This window comes from Methanocella sp. MCL-LM, assembly GCF_049676595.1.
Lineage (GTDB): Archaea > Halobacteriota > Methanocellia > Methanocellales > Methanocellaceae > Methanocella_A.
In genome coordinates, this window is the sequence record NZ_CP187259.1 from 86,892 (window position 1) to 109,400 (window position 22,509).

General features: G+C 55.9%; 26 protein-coding genes. 14 read left to right on the plus strand and 12 right to left on the minus strand.

Features of this window, described 5'->3' with window-relative positions; all coding sequences use genetic code 11:
* Positions 1-35: 35 nt before the first annotated feature.
* Positions 36-908, minus strand: a complete 873-nt coding sequence (locus ACPLPM_RS00450) for a hypothetical protein (RefSeq protein ID WP_424358265.1) — start codon at positions 906-908, stop codon at positions 36-38.
* A 125-nt stretch (positions 909-1,033) separates the two neighbouring features.
* Here ACPLPM_RS00450 and ACPLPM_RS00455 point away from each other — a divergent pair, with 125 nt between their 5' ends.
* The 5 genes from ACPLPM_RS00455 (at position 1,034) to ACPLPM_RS00475 (ending at position 3,521) form a co-directional block, all read left to right on the plus strand.
* Entirely contained in the window at positions 1,034-1,294 is a 261-nt protein-coding gene (locus ACPLPM_RS00455; RefSeq protein ID WP_424358266.1) for a hypothetical protein, read from the plus strand.
* 188 nt (positions 1,295-1,482) lie between these two features.
* A complete protein-coding gene (locus ACPLPM_RS00460; RefSeq protein WP_424358267.1) occupies positions 1,483-2,238 on the plus strand; it encodes a 4-phosphopantoate--beta-alanine ligase in 756 nt (251 codons plus the stop codon).
* 120 nt (positions 2,239-2,358) lie between these two features.
* Positions 2,359-2,742, plus strand: coding sequence for a hypothetical protein (locus ACPLPM_RS00465; protein WP_424358268.1), 384 nt, complete (start codon positions 2,359-2,361; stop codon positions 2,740-2,742).
* A 16-nt stretch (positions 2,743-2,758) separates the two neighbouring features.
* A complete protein-coding gene (locus ACPLPM_RS00470) occupies positions 2,759-3,151 on the plus strand; it encodes a hypothetical protein (protein WP_424358269.1) in 393 nt (130 codons plus the stop codon).
* Positions 3,138-3,521, plus strand: a complete 384-nt coding sequence (locus tag ACPLPM_RS00475; RefSeq protein WP_424358270.1) for a hypothetical protein — start codon at positions 3,138-3,140, stop codon at positions 3,519-3,521. Before ACPLPM_RS00470 ends, ACPLPM_RS00475 begins: the two co-directional genes overlap by 14 nt.
* A gap of 541 nt (positions 3,522-4,062) precedes the next feature.
* Here ACPLPM_RS00475 and larC read toward each other — a convergent pair.
* Positions 4,063-4,818, minus strand: coding sequence for a nickel pincer cofactor biosynthesis protein LarC (gene larC, locus ACPLPM_RS00480; RefSeq protein ID WP_424358271.1), 756 nt, complete (start codon positions 4,816-4,818; stop codon positions 4,063-4,065).
* Positions 4,819-4,820: 2 nt separating this feature from the next.
* Positions 4,821-5,651: an ATP-dependent sacrificial sulfur transferase LarE gene (gene larE / locus ACPLPM_RS00485; RefSeq protein ID WP_424358272.1), complete on the minus strand. Its 831-nt coding sequence runs from the start codon at positions 5,649-5,651 to the stop codon at positions 4,821-4,823.
* Positions 5,652-5,910: 259 nt separating this feature from the next.
* Here larE and ACPLPM_RS00490 point away from each other — a divergent pair, with 259 nt between their 5' ends.
* On the plus strand, positions 5,911-8,574 hold the full coding sequence (locus ACPLPM_RS00490) for an ATP-dependent helicase (RefSeq protein WP_424358273.1): 2,664 nt from the start codon (positions 5,911-5,913) through the stop codon (positions 8,572-8,574).
* The gene (locus ACPLPM_RS00495) at positions 8,571-9,299 is read left to right on the plus strand and encodes a metallophosphoesterase (protein ID WP_424358274.1); all 729 of its coding nucleotides are present in this window, start codon (positions 8,571-8,573) and stop codon (positions 9,297-9,299) included. The genes ACPLPM_RS00490 and ACPLPM_RS00495 overlap by 4 nt, the downstream gene beginning before the upstream one ends.
* 43 nt (positions 9,300-9,342) lie before the next feature.
* Here the strand turns inward: ACPLPM_RS00495 and ACPLPM_RS00500 are convergent, their stop codons facing one another.
* Complete coding sequence (locus ACPLPM_RS00500) at positions 9,343-9,675, minus strand: archaellum operon transcriptional activator EarA family protein (RefSeq protein ID WP_424358275.1); 333 nt, start codon at positions 9,673-9,675, stop codon at positions 9,343-9,345.
* 232 nt (positions 9,676-9,907) lie between these two features.
* Here ACPLPM_RS00500 and ACPLPM_RS00505 point away from each other — a divergent pair, with 232 nt between their 5' ends.
* Positions 9,908-10,804 carry a hypothetical protein gene (locus tag ACPLPM_RS00505; protein WP_424358276.1) on the plus strand — a complete coding sequence of 299 codons (897 nt, stop codon included), beginning with the start codon at positions 9,908-9,910 and terminating at the stop codon, positions 10,802-10,804.
* Positions 10,805-10,937: 133 nt separating this feature from the next.
* On the opposite strand, the gene ACPLPM_RS00510 is transcribed toward ACPLPM_RS00505, so the two are convergent.
* Complete coding sequence (locus tag ACPLPM_RS00510) at positions 10,938-11,090, minus strand: hypothetical protein (RefSeq protein ID WP_424358277.1); 153 nt, start codon at positions 11,088-11,090, stop codon at positions 10,938-10,940.
* Between the two features lie 338 nt (positions 11,091-11,428).
* On the opposite strand from ACPLPM_RS00510, the gene ACPLPM_RS00515 reads away from it, so the two are divergent.
* On the plus strand, positions 11,429-12,109 hold the full coding sequence (locus ACPLPM_RS00515; RefSeq protein ID WP_424358278.1) for a hypothetical protein: 681 nt from the start codon (positions 11,429-11,431) through the stop codon (positions 12,107-12,109).
* Positions 12,110-12,155: 46 nt separating this feature from the next.
* Here the strand turns inward: ACPLPM_RS00515 and ACPLPM_RS00520 are convergent, their stop codons facing one another.
* The 4 genes from ACPLPM_RS00520 to ACPLPM_RS00535 form a co-directional block, all read right to left on the minus strand.
* A complete protein-coding gene (locus ACPLPM_RS00520) occupies positions 12,156-12,938 on the minus strand; it encodes an EFR1 family ferrodoxin (protein WP_424358279.1) in 783 nt (260 codons plus the stop codon).
* Between the two features lie 2 nt (positions 12,939-12,940).
* Positions 12,941-14,182, minus strand: a complete 1,242-nt coding sequence (locus ACPLPM_RS00525) for a M28 family metallopeptidase (protein ID WP_424358280.1) — start codon at positions 14,180-14,182, stop codon at positions 12,941-12,943.
* Between the two features lie 166 nt (positions 14,183-14,348).
* On the minus strand, positions 14,349-14,531 hold the full coding sequence (locus ACPLPM_RS00530) for a 2-hydroxymuconate tautomerase (protein WP_424358281.1): 183 nt from the start codon (positions 14,529-14,531) through the stop codon (positions 14,349-14,351).
* Between the two features lie 31 nt (positions 14,532-14,562).
* Positions 14,563-15,231, minus strand: coding sequence for a hypothetical protein (locus ACPLPM_RS00535; RefSeq protein ID WP_424358282.1), 669 nt, complete (start codon positions 15,229-15,231; stop codon positions 14,563-14,565).
* A gap of 169 nt (positions 15,232-15,400) precedes the next feature.
* On the opposite strand from ACPLPM_RS00535, the gene ACPLPM_RS00540 reads away from it, so the two are divergent.
* From ACPLPM_RS00540 to ACPLPM_RS00560, 5 genes are all read left to right on the plus strand, one after another.
* Positions 15,401-15,865 (plus strand): hypothetical protein, encoded by a 465-nt coding sequence (locus ACPLPM_RS00540; protein WP_424358283.1) that lies wholly within the window; start codon positions 15,401-15,403, stop codon positions 15,863-15,865.
* Between the two features lie 205 nt (positions 15,866-16,070).
* Positions 16,071-16,796, plus strand: coding sequence for a twin-arginine translocase subunit TatC (gene tatC / locus ACPLPM_RS00545; protein WP_424358284.1), 726 nt, complete (start codon positions 16,071-16,073; stop codon positions 16,794-16,796).
* A 77-nt stretch (positions 16,797-16,873) separates the two neighbouring features.
* Positions 16,874-18,037: a hydrogenase small subunit gene (locus ACPLPM_RS00550; protein ID WP_424358285.1), complete on the plus strand. Its 1,164-nt coding sequence runs from the start codon at positions 16,874-16,876 to the stop codon at positions 18,035-18,037.
* Positions 18,038-19,822, plus strand: a complete 1,785-nt coding sequence (locus ACPLPM_RS00555) for a nickel-dependent hydrogenase large subunit (RefSeq protein WP_424358286.1) — start codon at positions 18,038-18,040, stop codon at positions 19,820-19,822.
* The gene (locus ACPLPM_RS00560; RefSeq protein ID WP_424358287.1) at positions 19,819-20,553 is read left to right on the plus strand and encodes a cytochrome b/b6 domain-containing protein; all 735 of its coding nucleotides are present in this window, start codon (positions 19,819-19,821) and stop codon (positions 20,551-20,553) included. Before ACPLPM_RS00555 ends, ACPLPM_RS00560 begins: the two co-directional genes overlap by 4 nt.
* A gap of 51 nt (positions 20,554-20,604) precedes the next feature.
* On the opposite strand, the gene ACPLPM_RS00565 is transcribed toward ACPLPM_RS00560, so the two are convergent.
* The 3 genes from ACPLPM_RS00565 to ACPLPM_RS00575 form a co-directional block, all read right to left on the minus strand.
* A complete protein-coding gene (locus tag ACPLPM_RS00565; RefSeq protein WP_424358288.1) occupies positions 20,605-20,805 on the minus strand; it encodes a hypothetical protein in 201 nt (66 codons plus the stop codon).
* A 69-nt stretch (positions 20,806-20,874) separates the two neighbouring features.
* On the minus strand, positions 20,875-21,357 hold the full coding sequence (locus ACPLPM_RS00570) for a hypothetical protein (protein ID WP_424358289.1): 483 nt from the start codon (positions 21,355-21,357) through the stop codon (positions 20,875-20,877).
* Between the two features lie 72 nt (positions 21,358-21,429).
* On the minus strand, positions 21,430-22,029 hold the full coding sequence (locus ACPLPM_RS00575; protein ID WP_424358290.1) for a molybdenum cofactor guanylyltransferase: 600 nt from the start codon (positions 22,027-22,029) through the stop codon (positions 21,430-21,432).
* Positions 22,030-22,509 lie beyond the last annotated feature (480 nt).

The window sequence follows — 22,509 nt, forward strand, 5'->3', positions numbered from 1 at the left end:
ACAGCGCAGCGTTCGTATTGTCGAGTCGCTGGTTATTAAACGACGAAACCCTGCAGCCAGATGATGCCGCTCACGTAGTCGCCCGGGGAAATCTTCTCCGAGATGGCGCTGGAGGTAGCGCAGAGGTACAGCTCGAACGGGGCTGAATCGGGTCCGGCCCGGGCGGTGGTTTTGAGGATCACCGCTTTCTTGCCGAAGACTGTTGTGTCCTTTATGCCCTCGACAACGCCTCTGAAAACGTAGTCGTCCACGTCGCCGTTCTCGTACCGGACCAGGACCTCGTCCGCAGCCGCTTTTGTAGCCTGCGACTGAGTCCGGACCTTGCTGAGCACGTAGGCGATGCCCGAGATGAGCACCCGCACGTCCTTGCCCGGGTAGTACGAGTTGCGGTTCCTGAAGTATAAAGAATCGAAAAAGGTGACCGTGCCGTCGTTCAGCCAGACTTCGAGCTGGCCTTCATACGTATTGTTACACTCGGTGATCTGGGTGATCCTCGCCGGAGTCGGCCTGCCCACCGGGAACAGGGGATATGCGGCAAACGTGTCGCCGTTCTTGGTCAGCGTCAGGATCTCCAGCTCGCCCTTTCCAGACAGGTAGCCGGCGATGTCGTCGGTGCCGTAGTGGACCGTCTTCCGGTCCCGGGACGCCGCCAGCGCGTCGATGCACAGCTTGCCGGCTTCCTCGTCGTTCCTCGCCAGGATACGGAGATGGCCAGCGTGGTCCACGTCGCCCTTGAGGATGTCGGGCTGCCGGATGCGCTCTCCACCCATATCGATCGTAGAGTCGGTAAAAGGTATGGCCAGGGGAGCTTCGATCTGGCTGCGCTCCTTCACAGGCTGTGGCTGTACATCCTTCGCCGGCGCTGCTGCGGCCTTTCCCTTCAGCGCTTCCCTGAGCTTGTCGAACACTATACCCGCCCTCTTAGCGATGGAACTTATATCAGCGGGCCATATTAAGCTTTTTTATCGCGGGCTTAATATGCAAGCGTATGATATAGCTGATAAGAATAGGTTTCAAGTGAAGCCTGTGAAAAATGGAGGCCAGGGAGTTCCCGGGAGGTTCGGGAGGATTTTCAAGCTGGGAGGTTAGAGAGGGCTGGAGGTCAGAGAGGAGGTTCGGGAGTGTGGAAAGGTCAGAGAGGATAACTTTCAATATAGTTAACCCTCTTCAGCCTCCGGGTACCTCACATAACCTCTCTCAGACCTCCCTCTCCTCCCTGACCTCCCACTTTGAAAGTCTCCCCGACCTCCAGGTACCTCCAGACCACCTCGCTTACCTCTCAGTACCTCCCTGACCTACTAGTTCATCTGGCACAGAGAGTCTGAGCTAATCGATAATGGACGTGACTATAAGTCTTTACGTCGCTGCGCCTTTGAGGACTTAGAACAAGGCGGCCCGGCGCCGGGATGGTGCAATTATCTTCACGATAGATATTTGGTAGATGCAGCCCTGATCAGCCTCTGCTTACAGGTGTTACTTACAATGACCGACATTCCACGAGATCATCCGCGGTACCAGTCCCTGGTGACCAGGGAGATGCTGGTGAAGGGCGTGCGGGACGGCATCACGAGTATGCAGGGGCTCATCGCGCAGGGGCGGGGTGAGGCTTTCGACTACCTGCTCGGGGAGAAAACGACTGTGTCGGCGCTTGGGGCCGAGAAGGCGGCGGTAGCCATGCTGCTGCTGGCGCGGAACCCGGTCGTTTCGGTTAACGGCAACGCGGCTGCGCTGGCGGCGCCGGAGATGGTCAGGCTGGCGAAGGCAGTGAACGCCGGCGTGGAGGTCAACCTCTTCCACCGGACCGAGGAAAGAGTTGGCAAGATCGCTGCGGTGCTGAGAGCAAGCGGCTGCGAGCGCCTTTACGGTGAGCACCCGGACCGGCTTATCCCGGGCCTGTCCCACGACCGGGCGAAAGCCTCCTCGGAGGGGATTTTCACGGCGGACGTGGTGCTGGTGCCGCTGGAGGACGGGGACCGGTGCGAGGCGCTTGTGAAGATGGACAAGAAGGTCATCGTCGTAGACCTGAATCCCCTTTCCCGGTCGGCCCGCACGGCCACCGTGACTATTGTCGACAACATCGTCAGAGCAATACCCAACATGCTGAAGCTCGCCGGAGAGATGAAGAGCCTGTCCCGGGCGGAGCTCGAAGCAATAGTGAAAGAGTTCGGCAACGAGGCGACCCTGTCGGCTGCCCTCGATGCCATGATGGAAACGGTGCAGAGCTCGAAGCAGAGCTGAGCCCGCCATGCGGCGCCAGGGCAAATAAGTAGCCTGCGCCGCCCTATTCTCATATACCTTGACCGCTGGCCGTGCAAACGGTAACAAAACATTATTATATTATTACCTTAATATAATTTAATGTTGATCGATATGGCGGAAGATGTAGAACAAATGATCGGTACTACCACGTCTACCCCGCATGCTAAAGCACAGGCGGCGGTAAAGGCAGAGCATTTTGTCGATACCACGGTGGCTAAGGCTGATAGCATGAAAGCGCATACGGCTGACGCACTGGTGGAGGCTGCCAGAAAGCTCAGGGAAGCCGACCTCGGAACCCGGGGCGATGAGGTTAAGGCCATCATAGACGACATTGAGGCCCGTACCGCACAGCTGAAGGCTGAAGTAGACCGGAAAGTGGAACCAGTAGAGACATTTATCGTCGAGCATCCGTTAGCGTCAGTCATGATCGCCATGGGCATAGGCTTCATGGTAGGTTCGCTGATGGCACCAAGGCGCGACTAAGAGAGTGAGGGAGAGCATGGATCAGGCCACAGGCGAAACAGCGGCGGCAGCAGCAGAAAAAGGATCAGTGGAGCAGGAGTTCGCCGATCTGGTCAAATACCTGGATCTGTACATACGCCAGAAGACGGATCTGTACTTACAGCACTACGTCTTCGACCCGTTCGACTTTCTGATCAGGCAGCTGATCTACCTGTCGGTACTGACGGCCCTGCTGGTTGCGGGCGCTCTGTCAGTAGTGGTCGGATCCATTCTCTTCATTTCTACGATGATACCGCTCTGGGCAGCGCTGCTCGGCATCGGCGTCATCGCGATAGTGCTGGCAGCAATCATCGCATATGTATTATTCTCCAGGGTGCTGATCCTGAAGACGCCCAGGACTACGGAGCTGGTGACAAGTGGCAAAGCATAAGGTGACCGATGAGGACATCCGCCTCACCGAAGCGCTGATCGGCCAGTCTTTCGGCAGGCTGAAAAAGACAGTGACCCAGGCGCCGCACGACCTGATCCGGCCCGCAACGAGCACGATCAGAGACCATCCCCTCATGACGACGGCCGCCGCCGTCGGAACAGGAGTGGTCGCGTTCAAGCTGATCAGAATGTTCACCCCAAGAGTCGTGGTCAGGGAAGTCCCGGCGCACCACAACATCACCGTCCAGGAAGGCGGCGGAGGGGGCAACATGGTCTCCCAGCTTCTGGCACTCGCCGCACCCTATGTTGTGGGCGTACTCCAACAAGAGCTGGGCAAAATGATGGCAGGCCAGCAGCAGAAGAGCCGGTAACATTTTTAAAGCACAACGGCGGGCTGGTTAAACCATTGCGGCACGGTCCCTTATCCTGACAACTGGAGAGCAGTGGTTCTAACCACGGCGGCACAGCGGCACGGAGACAACCCGTACCCGTATAGCAACTCTTTTTTATTGAACCACGGCGGCACGGCGGGCTGACGGCACGGAGGCAATCCGTCTATTGTTACTATAATGGAGAAACCAGGAATCACAATATAAAGTAGTTTACCGGTCACGTGATCATAAGGACATACTGAAACATCTGGTCAGTACAGTTTTTGGTTAATGCGCTGTCTCCGTGCCGCCGTGGACTAAAAAAGAGTAGCCTGTTAATAAGTCGCAATAGTCTCCGTATCGCCGTGCCGCCGTGGTTCAATTTACCATCTGGTTGTTGTGGGTCCCACGGTCTCCGTGTCGCCGTGCCGCCGTGGTTCAATTTACCATCTGGTTGTTGTGGGTCCCACGGTCTCCGTGTCGCCGTGCCGCCGTGGTTCATAAAGTAGCGTTGTGCCTTTGTGGTTAAAACAGTAATCGGTCAGTGTTCGTAGTGCCCCTTGTGCCGGTGTGGTCTATGCTCAAGGCGTTCGCCGGAGATGACCCGGAGCAGGTTGGGCGTGTCGAGTTCTTTGGTGCCTGCACCGTAGCCGGTTTTCTCCACCTTCATCGGGGGCAGGGGGCCGAAGCCTTTGCAGGCTTCTGCGAGGATTGCTGCGCCTGTCGGGGTGGCCAGCTCGGCCTGGATGCCCGTGGAGTATACGGGGATGCCGGAGAGAATTTCGAGGGTGGCAGGGGCGGGGACGGGCAGCATACCGTGGGCGCTCCTGACGAAGCCGCTGCCCACGTTGATCGGGGAAGCGTAAGCTTCTTCGATGTCCGCTTCCCGGAGGCAGATGGCGGCGCCTACTACGTCGGCGATGGTGTCCAGCGCTCCGACTTCGTGGAAGTGGACCTGCTCGACCGGGATGCCGTGCACTTTGGACTCTGCGGCGGCAAGCCGCCTGAAAATGGCCCGGGAGAGCTTGCGCACTTCCGGGGGCAGGTCGCTGCCGTCGATGATGCCGATGATCTCGGAGAGGTGCCGTTCCTCTGCCGTATCGGGTACGATGACATCTACTTTTGTGGCTGCGAGGCCGTTCTTGACGGTCTTCTCCGCAGTGACTTTCAGCCCCGGGAGGCCCAGCGTGTCCAGGCCCCGGGACAGTACGTCCAGAGGCACTCCCATGTCCACCATCGCTCCAAGAAACATGTCTCCGCTGACGCCGGAGAAGCAGTCGATATACAGGATTTTCATGGTTATTGCCCCCTGAGGACCTCGTTCAGGCTGCCGGTGCGGAAGCCTTCGAGGTCGAGCGCCACGTAGGTAAAGCCCGCCTTCTTCACCCGTTCGACGATCTCGTTCCTGAACTTGAGGACGCTCTCCAGCTCGGAGTCAGGCACTTCTATCCGGGCTACGTCGCCGTGGTAGCGGACCCTGAGCTGGGTGAACCCGAAGCAGTGCAGGGACCGCTCGGCCTCGGCCACTATCCTGAGCCGGTCAGCGGTAATCGAGGTGCCGTAGGGAATGCGGGAAGCCAGGCATGCCCGGGACGGGCTATCCCACGTCGGCAGGCCCATCAGCCGGGACAGCTCTCTGATCTCGCTTTTGTACAGCCCTGCCTCCCGGAGGGGGCTGCGGACTCCGAACTCTTTCATGGCCTTTTCGCCCGGGCGGTAGTCCGCCGCGTCGTCGGTGTTCGAGCCGTCCGCGATGTAGTCCAGCCCCAGCTCTTCCTTCAGCTGTACCAGCTTAGCGAACCGGCCCCGTTTGCAGATGTAGCACCGCTCGGGGGTGTTGGCGGTGAAGTCCGCGTTCTCGACCTCGTCGGACCGGACGATGACGTGGCGGACACCAAGGTCCTTTGCGGTCATAGCGGCGTCGTCAACATCTTCCCGGTGGGTGATCTCTGAGATGGCCGTCACAGCTACCACTTTGTCGGCGCCCAGCGTGTCCACGGCGCACTTCAGCAGCAAGGTGGAGTCGACTCCCCCGGAAAAGGCTATGAGGACGCTGCCCAGCTCTCGCAAGATCCGCTGGAGCTTGAAGAGCTTCGCCTCTGGCGTAAGTTCGGGGGATACGGGTGTCATTGTACCTTAATTGGCATCCATGTATCTAATGGTTTGCGCGTGCGGCGCACGCTGAAAGTATTATGAGCCTGCGGCTGCCAGAGTAATGTTCACTATGGCGAAAATTAGTTTGTAGGACCCGTAAACTCCCCAATGCAATGCATGGAAACTTTCGCCGCATAGCGGCTATACTTTTGCGTAGCATACAGAGAAAGAATTTGAAGTATGTGGCCAAAACTCTCCAGCTATATACTGATCATCTACAGCAGGTTATCTACATATGACAGCTAAGAGAAAGAGAAAAACGTCGTACACGCCGCCCTCCTCCGTGAGCTACGCCACGCTCGATCACACGGACGAGGAGATACTCACCCTGTTCGAGCCTTCCGTCCGCAAGTGGTGGACCGAGGCCTTCGGCCCGAAAAAGCAGGTCAACAACGGCTATTTTACCCCGCCCCAGAGGCTGGCCATCCCCCTCATCCACCAGGGCAAAAACGTGCTCATCTGCAGCCCCACCGGCTCAGGCAAGACCCTGTCATCGTTCACCGCCATCATCAACGAGCTGTTCCTGCTCGCCAGCTCGGAGAACGGCCTGGAGAACAGCGTCTACTGCATTTACATTTCACCGCTCAAGTCCCTGGCCAACGACATCCACAAGAACCTGGAGCAGCCGCTGGACCAGATTAGCAAGCTGTACGGAGACGAGAAGCTGATCCGGGCAGCCATCCGGCACGGCGACACCGCCAGCGACGAGCGCTCCTCCATGCTGCGCAAGACTCCGCACATCCTGAACACCACGCCCGAGACGCTGGCCATCCTGCTGAACTCCCCCAAGTTCGTGGAGAAGCTGGCGACGGTGCGGTGGGTGATCGTGGACGAAATTCACTCCATGGCCGACACCAAGAGAGGCGTCTTCCTGTCGCTCGCTCTTGAGAGGCTGGAAGAAGTGGTCAGGAAGCCGTTCGTCCGCATCGGCTGCAGTGCCACCGTAGAGCCGCTGGACCGGATAGCCGAGTTCCTCGCCGGGTGCGAGGACGGCAAGATCAGGGACGTCTCGGTAGTGGACACCCGCTTCGTCAGGGAATTCGACTTAAAGTTATTGTGCCCTGTGCCCAACCTGATCGAAGCCTCCGCTCAGGAGGTCAACAGCGCGCTGTACGAGATGATCCACGGCATGATCCAGGAGAACACCAACACCCTCGTCTTCACCAACACCCGGAGCGGGGCGGAGCGTATCCTGTATCACCTGCGCAAGGAGTACCCTGACTTCTACAACGAGGAGAACTCCGGCTGCCACCACGGCTCGCTATCGAAGGGAGGCCGCCTCGACATCGAGGACAAGCTGAAGGCAGGCACCCTCAAAGTCGCCACCTCGTCGACCTCGCTGGAGCTGGGCATCGACATGCCGTACCTGGACCTCGTGATCCAGGTCGGCTCCCCGAAATCAGTTTCGGCGCTGCTGCAGCGGGTCGGCAGGGCCGGCCACAGCCTGGGCCAGGTCGTCAAGGGCCGGGTCATCGCGCTGGACAGGGACGAGCTGATCGAGTGCGCAGTCATGCTCAAGAAGGCGCAGGACGGCTTCATCGACGGCGTCTACATCCCCGAGAACTGCCTGGACGTGCTGGTCCAGCACGTGTTCGGCATGGCCATCAACGAGCCCATGGAACTGGAGAGAGTCAAGCAGATCGTCCGCCGGTGCTACTGCTACCGGAACCTGAGCGACGAGGACTTCGATGAGGTCATCAAGTACCTGGCGGGCAGTCTGCCGGGCATGGAGGACCGGAGCATCTACGGCAAGATCTGGCATGACCCCGAGACCGGCAAGATCGGCCGGAGGGGCAAGCTGGCCCGGATGATCTATTATACGAATATCGGCACCATCCCCGACGAGTTCTCCTGCGACGTGATCACGAGAAGCGACCAGAAGTGGGTAGGCAAGCTCGACGAGCAATATCTGGAAAAGTTGCAGAAGGGCGACGTGTTCGTGCTGGGAGGAAAATTCTTCGAGTTCCAGTACCGCAGGGGCAGCAAGGTCTACGTCGACCCGTCCCACAGCCGGCCCACGGTCCCGTCGTGGTTCTCGGAGAGGCTGCCGCTGTCCTTCGACCTGGCGCTGCACATCCTGGACTTCCGGGACATGATGGCCCGCAGGGTCGGGGACCGCAGCACCCGCAAGTGGCTGTTAAATACATATCCGCTGGACGAGAACAGCGCGGAGAGCATCTACCAGATCTTCGACGAGCAGATCCGGTACAAAGGCACCGAGTCGATCTCCACGAGGAAGAAGTTCGTCATCGAGGAGCACCTCGACAAGCCCCACTTCCGCCGGTATTACTACTTCCAGTCTAACTACGGCAGGCCGTTCAACGACGGGCTGAGCCGGGTGCTGGCTTACATCGTATCCCGCCAGCGGACCAGTAACGTGACCATCTCGGTCAGCGACAACGGGTTCTTCATCTCGGTGCCGCTGTCCAAGAAGCTGGACCTCATGGAGTACATAGAGTCGCTGGACGAGACCAAGGTCAAAGACCTGCTCCGGCTGTCGCTCGAGGAATCCCAGCTGCTGAAGCGCATGTTCAGGATCAACGCGACCAGATCCCTCATGATCCTCAGGAACTACAAGGGCCACCAGAAGAGCGCCAAGCGCCAGCAGGTGTCGGCCGACATGATGCTGTCCTACGCCCACAAGCTGGACAACTTCGCCGTCCTCGAAGAAGCCTACCGGGAGATCATCGAGGACAAGCTGGAGATAACCCACATCCAGCAGATCATCCGGGGCATCAAGGACGGGGAAATAGAGGTAGAGCTGATCCCGGTGGATACCCCGAGCCCGCTCAGCTTCGGTATCGCCTCGCTGTCAGCCTCGGACGTGGTGCTGGCGGAGGACAAGAACTCTCTGCTGAAAGAGTTCCACCAGCGGGTCATGGAGAAAATCCAGGCATGAAGATCGAGTACCTGAACGGCGCCGCTTACTTCCCGGAGACGGGAGCGTGCGCCGTCTCTGACGTGCATATAGGCATCGAAGGCGCCCTCCAGGCGGAGGGCTTCGCCATGCCGCTGGAGGAGGAAAAAGAACTGTTGAAAAAGTTCAAGTCTGTCGTGCAGCGGTTTTCTCCTAAAACGATCGTGCTCGACGGCGACGTGCTCCACGAGTTCCACAAGCTCCGCAAAGGCACCAAGAAATCCTTCGACCGGATCATGATGGCGCTCCTGTCCTCGGTGGACGAGGTCGTCCTCATCACGGGATCGCACGACAAGATGCTGGACGCCGCCCTGCAGGACGTCGACGGCCTCAAGAGCGAGCAGTTCTACGTTGCCGGTGGAGTGATGTTCGCCCACGGCGACGCCATCCCCGAGAGGGCGAACGATAATGATATCAAGCTCATCGTGATCGGTCACGAGCACCCTACCCTCGATATAGAAATGAAGAAGGAGCCCTGCTTCCTTTACGGCAAAAACGCCTGGCGGGGCAAGGACATCCTCGTGCTGCCGGCGTTCAACCCATTATGCGCCGGGACTTCTATTAATTACATGGACTCCCGGGACTTCATGTCAAAGTTCATCCGGGAGGGCGACATCGGAAGCTACCGGCCCATCATCGTCGTAGAAGGCGAGACGCTAGAGTTCCCGCCGCTGAAAGAGTTCAGGGACTGGATACAATACCAGTAAGCAAAACTACTTTAGAATATGTCAAATATTGGGATACAGAAGACTACTCGGTTATAAAATCAATAGCGGCGATACCCTTCATTATAATATTACACAGAATAGAGCCATCTTTACTGTATTCTATGTCAATCATAGCCATAGTAATAAGTGCGCCTTCAAAGGCATATTTTAACCCGTCACCAAAGATCGCATAATAGGTATTCGAAAAGTTAGAGCCTATTTCACGAGATAAGCCGAGAATAGTTATTTTACCGTTTAGCCTTTTCAGATACCGAAGAATTCTTCTTTTCACAGAACTTCGATTCAGAGAGCGTATTTCAGCATACGTTATTTCGTTATTATTCATGGTGATACCCCAGATACCCCTTATTCTCATAATATGGAAAAGATGTATATAAATATATTTTTTCTATTAAGAAGTTGATTAAATGATTTATGTCGACTAACAGCTTAACATATTAATATCACGTGATATATCACATGATATTCTAATTCTTTATATATTGATGAAATATGGGTTTGTATAGCAGTGCATTGCTTATTATACTCCATAAAAAGCGCATCGAATGTGATATGTTGAGTTATAACAGATTATTGGAGGATTATAATTGCTTAATGTAAACAAATGCATTTCAATTTTTATTCTTGTAGGGCTTATGATTTCCATAACCCCTATTAGCATAGCTTCAAATGGCGATGAGAAATATATTGGTCTAAGTGTAGCAAATTCTACACACGTTGATCTTAGCAAATATAACAAGCCAATGACTAAAGCGGAATTTTATAAGGTAAATGCTGAGTACATAAAATTCCTGGAGGAGCAGCTTGGAAAGGAAACTGCGAAAAGACTTGCAGATGAGGAGTATTTATCATCTCAGGGAGATGCCAAGTCCAGTGTTTCAGCGGTGATGATGTCCGCTACCGATAATACCCAGCAAATCTATTCGTACCAGATGTATCTCTGGGGATGGATTAACAGTGCCTCAAATACGAACGGGCACACGGGCCCCGTCAACATCGTGTTCTTAAACAGAAACAAGGGGCAGATTGAGCATGAGTTAATCTTCCATACTACCAGTTCTCCGGGTCAGACTGATGGCGATTGGTACGGTTCTGGACAGGGGTGGAATGAATATGCACTCCACGGTTCCAGCCCGACATCCATGACTTGGAGTAGTGCAAATATGTTTACTAATGACCAGTTATACAATGGCGGATTTTTCACGAACCGTTACCATATGCTCGTCTTTGATGGCGGTCATGATAGTCTGAACAACATTGACTGGAGCTACGGGAGCAGCCACCATGAGCACTTCGATTTATTAGCTGCCAAACACTATATTGATAGCAATGGCTGGGATACAGGAAGGGATTATGCAATGAATTCAGTTAAGGATCACCTCTCCTATAACTGGTATTCGGACTATATCCTTAACAATGAATGGCCAGGATACTTTAACGGAGTATCAAAAGTTGTTTACATGGGTTATTATAGTCCAAATTAATAACCCTTTTTTTAGACGTGATTTTTATGTATGTGAAAATAGATAATCGCATCGATAAGCGTGCTATAATTATTGGGTTATCAATTGTGTTTTCTATCATGATGGCTCGTGTATGCAACCACATAGCGACCTATTACACACCGTTGCCATTCAGAGAGATATTTGGACTGAATATTTTGTTTGTGTATATCCTGCCGCTCATCATCATCTTCCTCTGCTTCCGTAATACAAATCCGGTTACTTCTTTAATTGTTACGTTTGTATCATTTGGAATTATCTTTACCATAGTCGACGGTATTTGGTTAATGTTGTATGATATCAGTATAATGGACACAATCTTTAATCCCCTATCCACTGTACCGAAGCTGATGGTTGGATTAGGTTTTGGCACGATAGCTTACGGAGTAAGTGTTTTTAAAAGCAGAAAAATCATATCTGCGGTAGCGATAATCGCGGGCGTCCTCTTTGTGTGTATTACTATACCAGACTTACCGCTAATCTTCTACGGTATTATCTTTAATGACAGTAACATGATACAATACCTTAAAAATAGGTAGGAAATGGTTTATTAGCATAGGGACACTAAAGTTTATTATACAGAAATAAAGTGATGTGGTGTTTTATATGAAGAAAATAGTGATTCCAATCCCCTTTATTATATTAGTATGTACGTGTCTAATCTTCATATGTGGGTGTCTCCAAGAATCTGCATACCCTGCTTATAGATATACGGTAGAAATCAATGGGCTGGATCACTACTCAAATCAAAATATTACTGAAATATATGTTCCCATCCCGTTTATGGAGGGAGATGCTTTGTATAATATTAGCAGTCTCAGAACAGGTAATGATGGATGGTCGGCCGAACAGTTAAAAACAGAGCACGGAGATATGCTATCACTAAAGCATGAATCTGATAACCTGACCGATATTAATGTCACATATATGGACTGGATAATTAATAATAAGTCTGTAAGTCAATCCATGAAAAATGTCGAAAAAAATATGGTTACCCCTCTTTCACCCGTATCAACAGGGAGTACTGCTCACTACTCTATCTATGAGCCTCAGGCTGGCAGTATATGTCAGCCAGCGAATAACTATACAAGTTATATATTTATCGACAATGGGATTGAAGCCTTAGACAATCAAAATGATACCCTGGAGGTATTTATTCATTATGACATATTCGGCGGTATGGACGGCGGCCGGTCCAAATTTTTCCAGGCTGAGGTACACGAAGTTATCCCTTCAGGGATCAAAGGCTGGATACCGGTGACGGTATGGGTTTCTGCCTCGAAGTAAGAATGTTTAGATACTTCTACGACTGTTCAGCTTGGAACAGGATGGCTCAGGCTTCCCTGGCCGTCAGGTCTTTTTCTGTCACCCGCGGGTGGTGATATCTGGCGATCGCTGGAGTCTTCTTGTCGAGCTGGACCGCCTGCTGAGGGCACCAGTGGAAGCAGGCGAGGCATTTCGCACATTTATCGCCCCACGTCACCGTGGTGCCGCTGACCTCGATGTTGCTGGCCGGACAGATCTTCTCGCAAGTGTGGCAGCCAGTGCAATCGCTATTCGAGTGGAAGCCTTTCTGGAAGTTACCGCAAACGGCTTTGATCGTCCCTGACATGATACCGGCGGTGACGGAACTCTTGCCCGGGACCGGTACCGCCTGCTTATGGCTGATAGCGTCGGCGATCTCTGCCAGGCGGGCTTCGGAGGCCTTCAGGATGGCTTCCCTCTGCTCCGGAGGTGTGATGAAGTTCATCTTCGTGTAGGCGTTGTCGGGCATCGCCAGGGTGAAGCTCGCCGACATCTCAATGCCTTTAGTTTTTAACTGCCTGTCCAGCGAGAAGAGGACGTTTCCCTGCATGACGCCATATGTGGCGACTGCAAAGAAGTAAGGCTTGCCGGTGATCTTCAGCTTGCCGAGGAAGTCTTTGACTATGTCCGGCATGTCCCCGAAGAAAACGGGAAATACCAGGCCGACTGTCTCGTCGTTTTCGACGATTTCAGTAGCTCCGGCCAGGCCGGCGATGTTCACTAACTTAGAGTCTTTTACGTGCTCTGCAATCCGCCGGGCAGCATGGAGCGAGTTACCAGTGCCGGAAAAATAATAGATAGTCGCAGTCATGGTTATTCCTCCGTGGTGATCAGCTGCATGATCGCTTCCGCCAGCTCGACGAGCTTTCTGCAATCGACCAGCTCCGGGACATCTCTTGAAGTGTGAGTGATGTCGGCGGTCAGCTTCAGCAAGTGCTCCGAAGTGAAAGCGATGGCAGGTGCCCCGCTCATGGCGAAGATCATGTGGTCTCCCTGGGGCCACTCCGGTCCTTCGGTCAGGCCGTTAAAGCGGTCCAGGAGTTTGCAGACATTCTCCTGTAGCTCGTCCGGGCAGCCGTAGAACGAGTAAGCGGTCTTTCCTTTCACATACCCTGCGCCGTCGATGTTGAGGGCAAGGCGGACTCTGCCGATCTCAGCCCCATACCTGCGGAGGTAATCCATCTCACCGGCGGCGCTGTAATTATCTTCACCGTTGACGGCGACCAGCTCGATACCGGTCTTCCTCGCGTAGCCTTCGAGCATCTCGGCCAGCAGCATCAGCACTACCACACCTGAGGCATTATCGAGTGCTCCGGGCGTCGTAGCCTTGGCATCGACGTGGGCGGTGACGACCACTTTTTTCGCCGCTTCCGGGTTCTTGACGGCGATCACGTTACAGGCCTTTGCCGGTATGCGCCGGGCATCGATGGTAAGCTCGACGACTTGTCCTGCGTGGGCTGCGATCTCCTCCCCCAGCACATCCGTACAGTAGGCAGAAGGTATGTCGAAGTTGCCGTCCTCGATCATCGGGTACGGGTACATGCCTCCGACCATTGCCGGGTTCTTGCCTGTAGCGGTAATGATCGCTGCCGGCTGCTTCTTTTCCAGCAGCTTGTGCAGCGCCCTGTGGTGGTCGGGATAGTAGAACGGGTAGTCCTTCGGCATCAGCTGCTCGACACACAGCTCGCCCTTCAGGAGCAGGATCTTCCCCTTGCACCGGGCCTTCTTCAGCTCTTCGAGAGTAGAGACGGCCACGAGCTTTTCAGATCCGGAATAGCCCGGAGAGTACGGGCCCGGATACAGGTCGTACGATTTGCCGCCGCATTTTAGCGACGAGGCTCCGCTCTCGAAGTCCAGGCACTCGAATGGTGTGGTATCAATAGTATACCCGAACAGGCCGAAGGTCCGGGCGACGAATTCCGCTGCCGCTTGGTTTCCGGGGGAGCCCACGCTCCGGGAGTGCTGGAAGGTGCATAAAGTATCGAGGTATGCTCGGGCTTTTTGCTCTAGATCAGATGAAGTGGAAGATACGCTAACTTGCTGTATGGTCCTCATATTGTATCAGTACAATATGGTATCAATGCAATATATAAAGTTGTCGACGATTAGCAGATAGGCGAAAAATAATGCCGAATAAGGGCTGGCCATATGATCGGAGAGATAGCGAGAAAAATGAGGTAGTATCGGCGTACGTATAGCCAGCGCCGATATTTGCAGCGAGCTACTGCTCGCTGCACATCTTGCCGCCGATAGCCCAGTCTTCCTTCTTCACGTTGATCAGGACCACGTGGACCGCCGAGGCCGGCACGCCCTGGTCGGTGAAGACTTTGGTGATGCCTTCGACGATCTGCTTCTTCTGCTCGGCGGTGCGGCCGTCCCACATCTTGACTTCGATGACTGGCATGATCAGCTATCAGTGCCCGGGGATTATATAACTACAGGTCACCCAGCGTCTTGCTGGCGTGCAGGTAGAAGGCCTCCAGCATCTTCACTGCCTTTTCCGTCTTCCTGTCGGTAGCGAATGTCATGATCTTATCCCTGTCCGAGTGGACGTACTCGAGGGCGGCGTACGACATCGCGTAAGAGATGCCCCTGGCCCTGCGCCTCGCCCAGTATGCCTGCTTTTTCAGGCCGTAGGCGTCGCACATGTAGCCGATGAAAAGATACGGATTGAAGTCGGTCTGGTCGCCGGCCATGATGGCGGTGCAGAACCAGTAGATCGATTGTTCGAGGTCTCCCGTACAAAAATAGCATTCCGCCAGCCGCCGGCACAGGGCGCTCTTGCCCCTGCACTTCTCGATCCCGGCCCGCAGGACATCCTTCGCCAGCTCGTAGTTCCGCTTCTTCATGTAGTAGCTGGCGCACCAGTAGTACGGGACATGATAGTCGGGCTGCAGCCGCCGCTCGTCCTCGAAGGTGAAGATCTCCTGCGGCCGGGGGTTGTCCTCGTGGTCCTGGAAGTCCTGGATGGCGTCGGCCAGCCGCCTGTTATGGGCCAGCATGCGGATCTCGGGCTCGTCCCTGATCGAGGCGTCATACACCTGCTCGAGCCCGATCGGCAGCGGCTTTTCCGTCCGGCGGGAAAAGAATTCCAGAAGGCCCATAGCACGCGTATGGTACGAAGCGCGCGTATATATGGATTATCGAGACGTTCATCACGGCAGTGCAGGCGAGCGATTATGGAGCTCGCCTGCGACAGCCCCTAAAGCTTGGCCGGGCTTTTCCTGCGATCACCTTTTTTATGCGCCCTCCAAATCTCGTATGGTGTTGGGTATGAAGCTGACAGTCATCATTGTGGCAACCTTACTGCTGGCGTGTACGGCGGCCGGGGTCGCGGTAGCGCAGAAAGTATCGGGGGAGCCAGTCTTGAACGATCTGGACTCGCTCACGCTCCGGGCGGACGACCTGAGCAACAGAGTAGAATCTCAGCTGGTCGATCTGAACATCGCGTCGGGCTCAGGTAACAATACCAGTGCCACAGGCACAGCTAATCCAGATGCGATCAGATCTATAGCGGCGAGAGGCGTGAGCAACGCTGACACGTACGAAGCGCAGCTTTCCGAGATCGAAAAGGGCCTCTGGGCCATCCAGAGCCGGTATAATCAGGAGCAGTATGGCCACGGTGACGCCACTGCCATCGAGAGCCGGATGAGCTACCTGGAGAACCGGATCGGCCACATCAGGAACATGATCAACGACATGCGGATCTCTGCGGACAGGATCAGCCGGACAGCGTAGTAAGAGGCGTGATGAGCACGCCGGATGCGGGTACGACCTGATGACCGTAGCGGTCGGGGGCATATCCGGCGGAGATGTCGAGATATCGCCTCTAAGTAACTTTTGTCCGCCGGATATGCTTCCGACCATACGACGGGCTGCTCCGCGGCCTCAGAAGGCCGCCAGTCAGTAAAGCTTTATAGCTTCCGGGGCCTATTCTTCGGCGATGGCAGCCGAAAAAAGCCTTCCGCCCGGGGACAGGGAGATGAGCCTGTCGGAGCACCTCAGGGAGCTGAGGAACCGGCTGATCATCGTGATCGCGGTCACCCTTTTGCTGATGCTGGCCATTTTTCCGTTCGCGGCCGGCCTCGTAGACGCGGTCCTGGCACACGCCGTGCCTTCTTATGTAAAGATTTCCACGTATGCCCCGATGGAGATGTTCAAGGCGAGGGTGACCATGTGCTTCATCGGGGCGATCGCCATCGGCTTCCCGCTGCTGGTTTACGAGGCGTTCCGCTTTGCTGCGCCCGGACTGTATCCACACGAAAAGCGGTTCCTGTACCTGGTGTTTCCGTTCTCGCTCCTGCTATTCATAGCAGGCGGTCTCATCGCCTACTTTGTGACGCTGCCGCTGTTCTTCGCCATCGTCCTGGGGCAGGGGGCAGATGTGGCCACGCCTGCATTGTCGGTGGGCGAAACGTTCTCGATCGTGACCAACTTCGTGGCAGGCCTGGGCCTGGTCTTCCAGGTGCCCCTGATCATCGTGCTGGCGATCAAGATGGGCCTGGTGAAGAGAGAAACGCTCACCAGAGGCCGGCTGGCAGTATACGGGCTGCTCTTCGGGGTGGCGATGTTCTTCTCCCCGGACCCGACGCTCTTCTCGCAGCTGATAGTGCTGGCGGTACTGGCGGTATTATTTGAGCTAAGCATGCTGCTGACACGGTTTATTTGAAGATCAGAAAGAATTTTAAGAGCTAGTGTATTAAGTTATACAGCTATCAACAGAAGAGCCTCTGGCTCGCCGGCGGGATGGATATGACTTGTGACAAGACGGACAGCCCTGTATTGCCAGGGCTGGGCAGGAGGGCATTTCTGGCACTGGCCGCTACTACTGGGGCCAGCGCTTTTCTCACGCTGAACGCGCCCGGCGTCGCTGCGGCCATCTCGGGCTCCGGGAAGAGCCTGCTGTGGCTGAGGGGTTCCGGCTGCGGCGGCTGTACAGCTTCGTTCCTGAACGGAGGGTACCCGGACGTGCTGGCGGCGCTGGACAGCATCGGGGCCGTCATCTCTTACCACGACGGCCTGATGGCCCAGCAGGGCATCACGCTGGACGGCGTATCCAAAACACCCGATAACTATAACGCTCTCAAGAAACTCGACCTGCTCATCGACTCTGGCAACTACGTGCTGGTGGTCGAGGGCGCCATCCCCAACGGCCCGGACGGCACGGGCAAGTACTGCACCACCGGGGGTCGGCCGGTGAAAGAGATCTTTTCAGAGGCGGCGGAGAAGGCGGAGACCATCGTCGCGCTGGGAACCTGCGCGGCCTTCGGGGGCATTTCTGCGGCAGACCGGAGCATCACCGACGCCCGGGGCGTAGCCTACACCGGCGCTTCCCGGTTCAACGGCATCCTGAGCGAGCTGAACATGCGCAAGAAGGTGATCAACGTCCCGGGCTGCCCCCCGCACCCTGACTGGTTCCTGCTGACGCTCGCCGATGTGCTCTCAGGCTCCGAGGTCGAGGTGGACGATTACCGCCGCCCGGTGGCTTTCTTCAGCAAGAGGGCGGTACACGAATCATGTACGAGGCGGGGCTCTTACGACGAGGGCCGCAGAGATTCTCAGTTTGCCGGCGAAGGCTGTCTCTACGGTTTGGGCTGCAAGGGTACCGTCACTTACGCTGACTGCCCGGTGAGGCAGTGGAACGGCGGGGTAAACATGTGCACCCGGGCCGGGGGACCATGCGTGGCCTGCGTCGAGGCAGAGTTCCCGGGCGCGTTCATGCCCTTCTTCCGCAGGGTCGAGGACAGGAGCCTCATCTCCGGCATCGACGTCGACCTGGGGGCCAGGGTGATCGTGGGCGCCGCCATCCTCGGCGCTGGCATCCACGCGGTCAAGCGCCTCGCCATCGGAGATAACGAGAACGACGAGGACGGCCAGTCTGAAAAGCGCAATAAAAGAGGTGGGCTATAGATGGTCAGGATAGAGATCGATCCGGTCAGCCGGACGCAAGGCGGGCTCCGGGTCTCGGTGGAGATGAAAGACGGCTCGGTCGTCGATGCCAGGTGCTCTGGCACCACCTACCGGGGCTTCGAGCAGCTGATGCTCGGCCGGGACCCGATGGATGCGGTCTACTTTACCCAGCGGGTGTGCGGCATGTGCTCCACGCCTCACGCGATAGCGGCCGCCGGCGCTGTCGAGAGCCTGGCCGGAGTCACGGACCAGATACCAAAGGATGCGCTGCTGGTGCGGAACATCATGAGCGGCCTGGCATGGCTGCGCAGCCACGTGGAGAACCTGTACCTGTCGTTCCTTCCGGATCTGGCAGACCCCATCTACGGCGACCTTCTCAAGTACTCCGATGTAGGCACTGCGCTGACCAGGGAGCTGGCCGGCCGGTTCAACGTGCCCGGCTACGCGTCCTCGGGCTACACTGCTCCGGGAACAGCGTATACCGAGGCGCTCAGGTTCATTAAGCTCACGGGCGAAGCCGAGGCGCTCCTGGGAGGCCGCTCCCCCCACTCCCCGGCCATCGTGCCCGGAGGTGTCACAGTCAACCCCTCTGCGTCGGACATCATGAGGCTCAAAGGGTACTACGCCAGCATCGTCGACTTCCTGGAAAAGAGGCTCACATACCCGCTTTCGCTGGACAGCTGGGTCGAGAGCACCCACAGTAAACAGTCGAACCCGGACTTCATCCTCAACCAGATCAAGTCCCTCCCCACGGGAAACCTGGCCCGGGACAAGGGCTGGAATGACATGCAGCTCTTCTCGGTGTTCGGCTCCCGGATGATGAGCTACGACTTCCTGTCGATGCCGGTCTACGTCGAGCTGGATACGCTGGGCGGCTACCCGCTGTACGACCAGCTGATCGGGTTCCTGAACTACGGCGCATTCTACAAAGTCAGGGACAGCAACGGCCGCTTCACAGACGGCTACACCCCGGTAGACGGCGAGACAGCCGGAACCTTCGAGATACCTTCGGGCTTCACCACCGGGGGCATGCAGAACCTCTACGAGAGCGCCGGGAAAGTCGACCCTGCCATGATAACCGAGCAGGTCGGCAGCTCGTTCTTCTCGTACGGCGGCAGCGATGCGGCTCTCGCGCCTTCGGCAGGGGAGACCGCTCCGGCCACGAAGGCCGCCGACATCGACTTCTCCGGGCAGAAGTACAGCTTTGTCAAGGCTCCCAGGTACGGCAACGTGCCCTGCGAAACCGGGCCCATGGCCAGGATGATCAACACCAGAGAGCCCTACATCAGGAACATCATGCAGATGCTGCACTTCAGCAACCCCAAGTTCTCCAGCGGCAAAAGTTACACCATGACCAGCGTCTACATGAGAGTCCTGTCCCGCATGCAGGAATGCCTGATCATCGCGCAGCTGCTCGGAGACTGGATCAACGATCTCGAGGCCAGCTCCGACCCGCGGAAGTACTGCATACAGGTCAGGCCACCGGCCGGAAAGGCCGGCGCCTGCATGATCGAGGCGCCCAGAGGCGCCCTCGGCCACTGGATGCGGCTGGACGAAGACGGCAAGATCGCCGGGTACCAGATCGTCTCCCCGACCACGTGGAACGCTTCCCCCAGGGATGCCGAAACCAAGTTCGGCCCGCTGGAGCTGTCCCTGATAGGCGTCAAGACCACGCCCCGGGGCAACATTCCCGGCTCGGAAGGAAACCCGATCAGCCTGTACCACATCATCCGCTCGTTCGACCCCTGCGTATCCTGCGCGGTGCACACGATCAGGGTGAAATGATGGAAAAAGAGAAGCAGAAAGCCGGCAACAGGATGGTCGTAGTCCGCCACACCACCCTCGAGAGGCTGTCCCACTACGCCAACATCGTGTTCCTGACGGCTCTGCTGATTACCGGCTTCATCATATACCTGGGCATACCCTACCTGAGCTACCGGGACGCCTACGCCATACACATCATCGCAGCCGCCGCTTTCGTGGCGATCAACTGGATCGTCGTCCCGTACAGCTCTATAATCAACGGCAGGCTGGCCGAATACTGGCTGTGGCCGTCCGACATCAGGCGGCTGGCCAAAATCCTGTCAGGGTTCTTCTCGGGGGGAGAATACCCCCGCTACACGATCTACGATGAGCAGGGCCGCCGGTTTAGAAACCGCCTGCACCCGGTCACCAAGCTGCTGATCTATTCTCATTATATTGCCCTGTTTATCGTATCGTTCACGGGGCTGGTGCTCTACTCTACCACGCTGACAGTGCTGGACACCAACATTTCAGGAGTTGTGCTGAAAGTGCTGGACTTCATTGCGCCGACCCTGAGCCTGTCCGGGCTGGGGCTTGCCAGACTACTGCACTTGATGGCAGCCTACTGGTTCATCGTCGAGATCATCGTACACGTGGGCATGGTGCAGCTGGATCCGAGGAAGTTCATCCACCTCAAATCCATGTTTTTGACGGGCAAGGAAGACCTGATGCAGGACCCTACGGCTGAGATCGTGAATACCAAGGATGAGTAACGCTGCGTAAATCATCTAAAACTTTTAAATATGCTCCTGACGGTGCCGGCTTTATAATTCCAGCAGCAGCGAGTCGACGTCCGACCTGAAGGTCGGCCTACTACGGTTTTTCGGGTGCTCCGCCGTCGGGGTCGGGCTCGCACCCCGGAGGTACGACCTGGCTGCGCCTTCGGCTGCGCCAGTCCAACCTCCTTCGCAAGCCCTAAGCGACGCCGCTTCCAGCAGGCGTCCATTACCCCGCCACCTTCGCATCCTCGCTGATGCGAGGACAAGCCCGAAAAACCTACGTCGACCGCTTTATCAGCGTATCAAAAAAGCATATTAGTGGCTTCGTATGCGAACAACAGAGTTCCAGTCGTCGTCACTGTCCCCGTGAACATTTACATGGATTTCATTTCTGCTATCGTTGAACTGATAATGACTAATCTCGACGATGGTACCATTAACTAACTCTTTCGGAGCAATCCAGTGAGACTGGTAAAATATCCGGCTATGCTGCATCAGCTGCAGTGAATAATTTCCATCTGCCATGACATCGGGGTTCTCGGACTCAAGCACATAGACATCATAGCCAGGCACGTAGATCGAGATATTTCGCGGGCTTATAATCTGAAGCACCAGCTTACCCTTTGGTACCTGGACATCAGTGGCATATTTCCCGGAGTCGTTGACGACTGTTAAATATGCCGATACGTCGGGAGTCGCAGAGGTTACCATCGGCGAATTAGTCTCTGCAGCGCACCCCATCGCGAGGGTAGCAACTGATATGATCGTGAGAAATGCGATGTACTTAGCGCCCACCATTCTAAAGCCAGTTAGCTCTTGGCGGGGCACTATAATATAAATATCGGCTCATGGAGAAAATCCCTTATGTAGCTATTGCTCAGGCGGCATGTCCTCTGCCCTGTTAACGTTGATGAAAGTCTTCAGGTCAGGGTCGATCTCCCGCAGCTTTTCAACGGGCACGTAGACCACATCCTTCAGATAATCCAGTGGAGAGGCAATCCTTCTTTTACCCTGGCTGATCGCCTCGTCGACGGCGGCAATCATTGCCTCCCGCCGGTACACCGCGTGGAGCGGCTCGATGAAGCCGTTCTCCCTGACCGGGACCGCGGCGTTGTGCCCTTCTGCGGCCTTGAACAGGTAATCGATAACTGCAGGGCTGATGAAGGGCATGTCGCAGGCGACTACGACCACGTACTCCCCTTTCGCCGCCTTCAGGCACGCGTTGACTCCTGCAAGGGGGCCGATGTCGTGTACCTCATCGTAGACGAAGGGCGTGATCTTTTTAAGATAAGGAAAAACGAGGTCCCGCTGCTTCTCGTCCCGGACCGACACGATGATCTCGTCGACCACGTCGTCCAGAGAGCCCTTAACCCGGCAGATCATGGGCCTCCCCCCGACCTCCCTCAGCGACTTCTCCCCGCCCCCGAACCGCGTAGAGCGGCCGCCCGCGAGGATGATACCCGACCTCATGCTGCCAACTTATTGGCTTAGCTGATATAAAACACTTACAATACCCAGCAGAAATTGCGAGAGAGTATAATTGCTACAGCCACTAACTTTTCACCGCAGCGGCACGGCTCCTTATCCCGACAACTGGGGCGCAGATGTTCTAACCACGGCGGCACAACGACACGGCGACAATTCGAGAAACGATAGCAGGATGGTTATTTGAACCACGGCGGCACAACGACACAGAGACAACCGTATCCGAATGGCAAGGCTCCTTTTTTTATTGATCCACGGCGGCACGGCGGGCTGACGGCACGGAGACAATCCGTCTATTGTTAATAGGCTGGAGAAACCCGGAATCACTATAGATAGTAGTTTACCGGTCATGTGATCATAAGGATATATTGTAACGCCTGGCCAGTAAACGGTTTTGGTTAATGGTCTGTCTCCGTGCCGCCGTGGGCTTAAAAGGAGTACCCAGTTACAATGTCGCAGTTGTCT

Bases quoted from the DNA above. Each gene is read 5' to 3' on its own strand.
- ACPLPM_RS00455 (WP_424358266.1), top strand. From the start codon at position 1,034: ATGGAGGCCAGGGAGTTCCCGGGAGGTTCGGGAGGATTTTCAAGCTGG.
- ACPLPM_RS00460 (WP_424358267.1), top strand. From the start codon at position 1,483: ATGACCGACATTCCACGAGATCATCCGCGGTACCAGTCCCTGGTGACC.
- ACPLPM_RS00465 (WP_424358268.1), top strand. From the start codon at position 2,359: ATGTTGATCGATATGGCGGAAGATGTAGAACAAATGATCGGTACTACC.
- ACPLPM_RS00470 (WP_424358269.1), top strand. From the start codon at position 2,759: ATGGATCAGGCCACAGGCGAAACAGCGGCGGCAGCAGCAGAAAAAGGA.
- larC (WP_424358271.1), bottom strand. From the start codon at position 4,818: ATGAAAATCCTGTATATCGACTGCTTCTCCGGCGTCAGCGGAGACATG.
- larE (WP_424358272.1), bottom strand. From the start codon at position 5,651: ATGACACCCGTATCCCCCGAACTTACGCCAGAGGCGAAGCTCTTCAAG.
- ACPLPM_RS00490 (WP_424358273.1), top strand. From the start codon at position 5,911: ATGACAGCTAAGAGAAAGAGAAAAACGTCGTACACGCCGCCCTCCTCC.
- ACPLPM_RS00495 (WP_424358274.1), top strand. From the start codon at position 8,571: ATGAAGATCGAGTACCTGAACGGCGCCGCTTACTTCCCGGAGACGGGA.
- ACPLPM_RS00500 (WP_424358275.1), bottom strand. From the start codon at position 9,675: ATGAGAATAAGGGGTATCTGGGGTATCACCATGAATAATAACGAAATA.
- ACPLPM_RS00510 (WP_424358277.1), bottom strand. From the start codon at position 11,090: ATGGTAAAGATAATTCCAAATGATACAAACGTAACAATTAAAGAAGTA.
- ACPLPM_RS00515 (WP_424358278.1), top strand. From the start codon at position 11,429: ATGAAGAAAATAGTGATTCCAATCCCCTTTATTATATTAGTATGTACG.
- ACPLPM_RS00520 (WP_424358279.1), bottom strand. From the start codon at position 12,938: ATGACTGCGACTATCTATTATTTTTCCGGCACTGGTAACTCGCTCCAT.
- ACPLPM_RS00525 (WP_424358280.1), bottom strand. From the start codon at position 14,182: ATGAGGACCATACAGCAAGTTAGCGTATCTTCCACTTCATCTGATCTA.
- ACPLPM_RS00530 (WP_424358281.1), bottom strand. From the start codon at position 14,531: ATGCCAGTCATCGAAGTCAAGATGTGGGACGGCCGCACCGCCGAGCAG.
- ACPLPM_RS00535 (WP_424358282.1), bottom strand. From the start codon at position 15,231: ATGGGCCTTCTGGAATTCTTTTCCCGCCGGACGGAAAAGCCGCTGCCG.
- ACPLPM_RS00540 (WP_424358283.1), top strand. From the start codon at position 15,401: ATGAAGCTGACAGTCATCATTGTGGCAACCTTACTGCTGGCGTGTACG.
- tatC (WP_424358284.1), top strand. From the start codon at position 16,071: ATGGCAGCCGAAAAAAGCCTTCCGCCCGGGGACAGGGAGATGAGCCTG.
- ACPLPM_RS00550 (WP_424358285.1), top strand. From the start codon at position 16,874: ATGGATATGACTTGTGACAAGACGGACAGCCCTGTATTGCCAGGGCTG.
- ACPLPM_RS00555 (WP_424358286.1), top strand. From the start codon at position 18,038: ATGGTCAGGATAGAGATCGATCCGGTCAGCCGGACGCAAGGCGGGCTC.
- ACPLPM_RS00560 (WP_424358287.1), top strand. From the start codon at position 19,819: ATGATGGAAAAAGAGAAGCAGAAAGCCGGCAACAGGATGGTCGTAGTC.
- ACPLPM_RS00565 (WP_424358288.1), bottom strand. From the start codon at position 20,805: ATGCGAAGGTGGCGGGGTAATGGACGCCTGCTGGAAGCGGCGTCGCTT.
- ACPLPM_RS00570 (WP_424358289.1), bottom strand. From the start codon at position 21,357: ATGGTGGGCGCTAAGTACATCGCATTTCTCACGATCATATCAGTTGCT.
- ACPLPM_RS00575 (WP_424358290.1), bottom strand. From the start codon at position 22,029: ATGAGGTCGGGTATCATCCTCGCGGGCGGCCGCTCTACGCGGTTCGGG.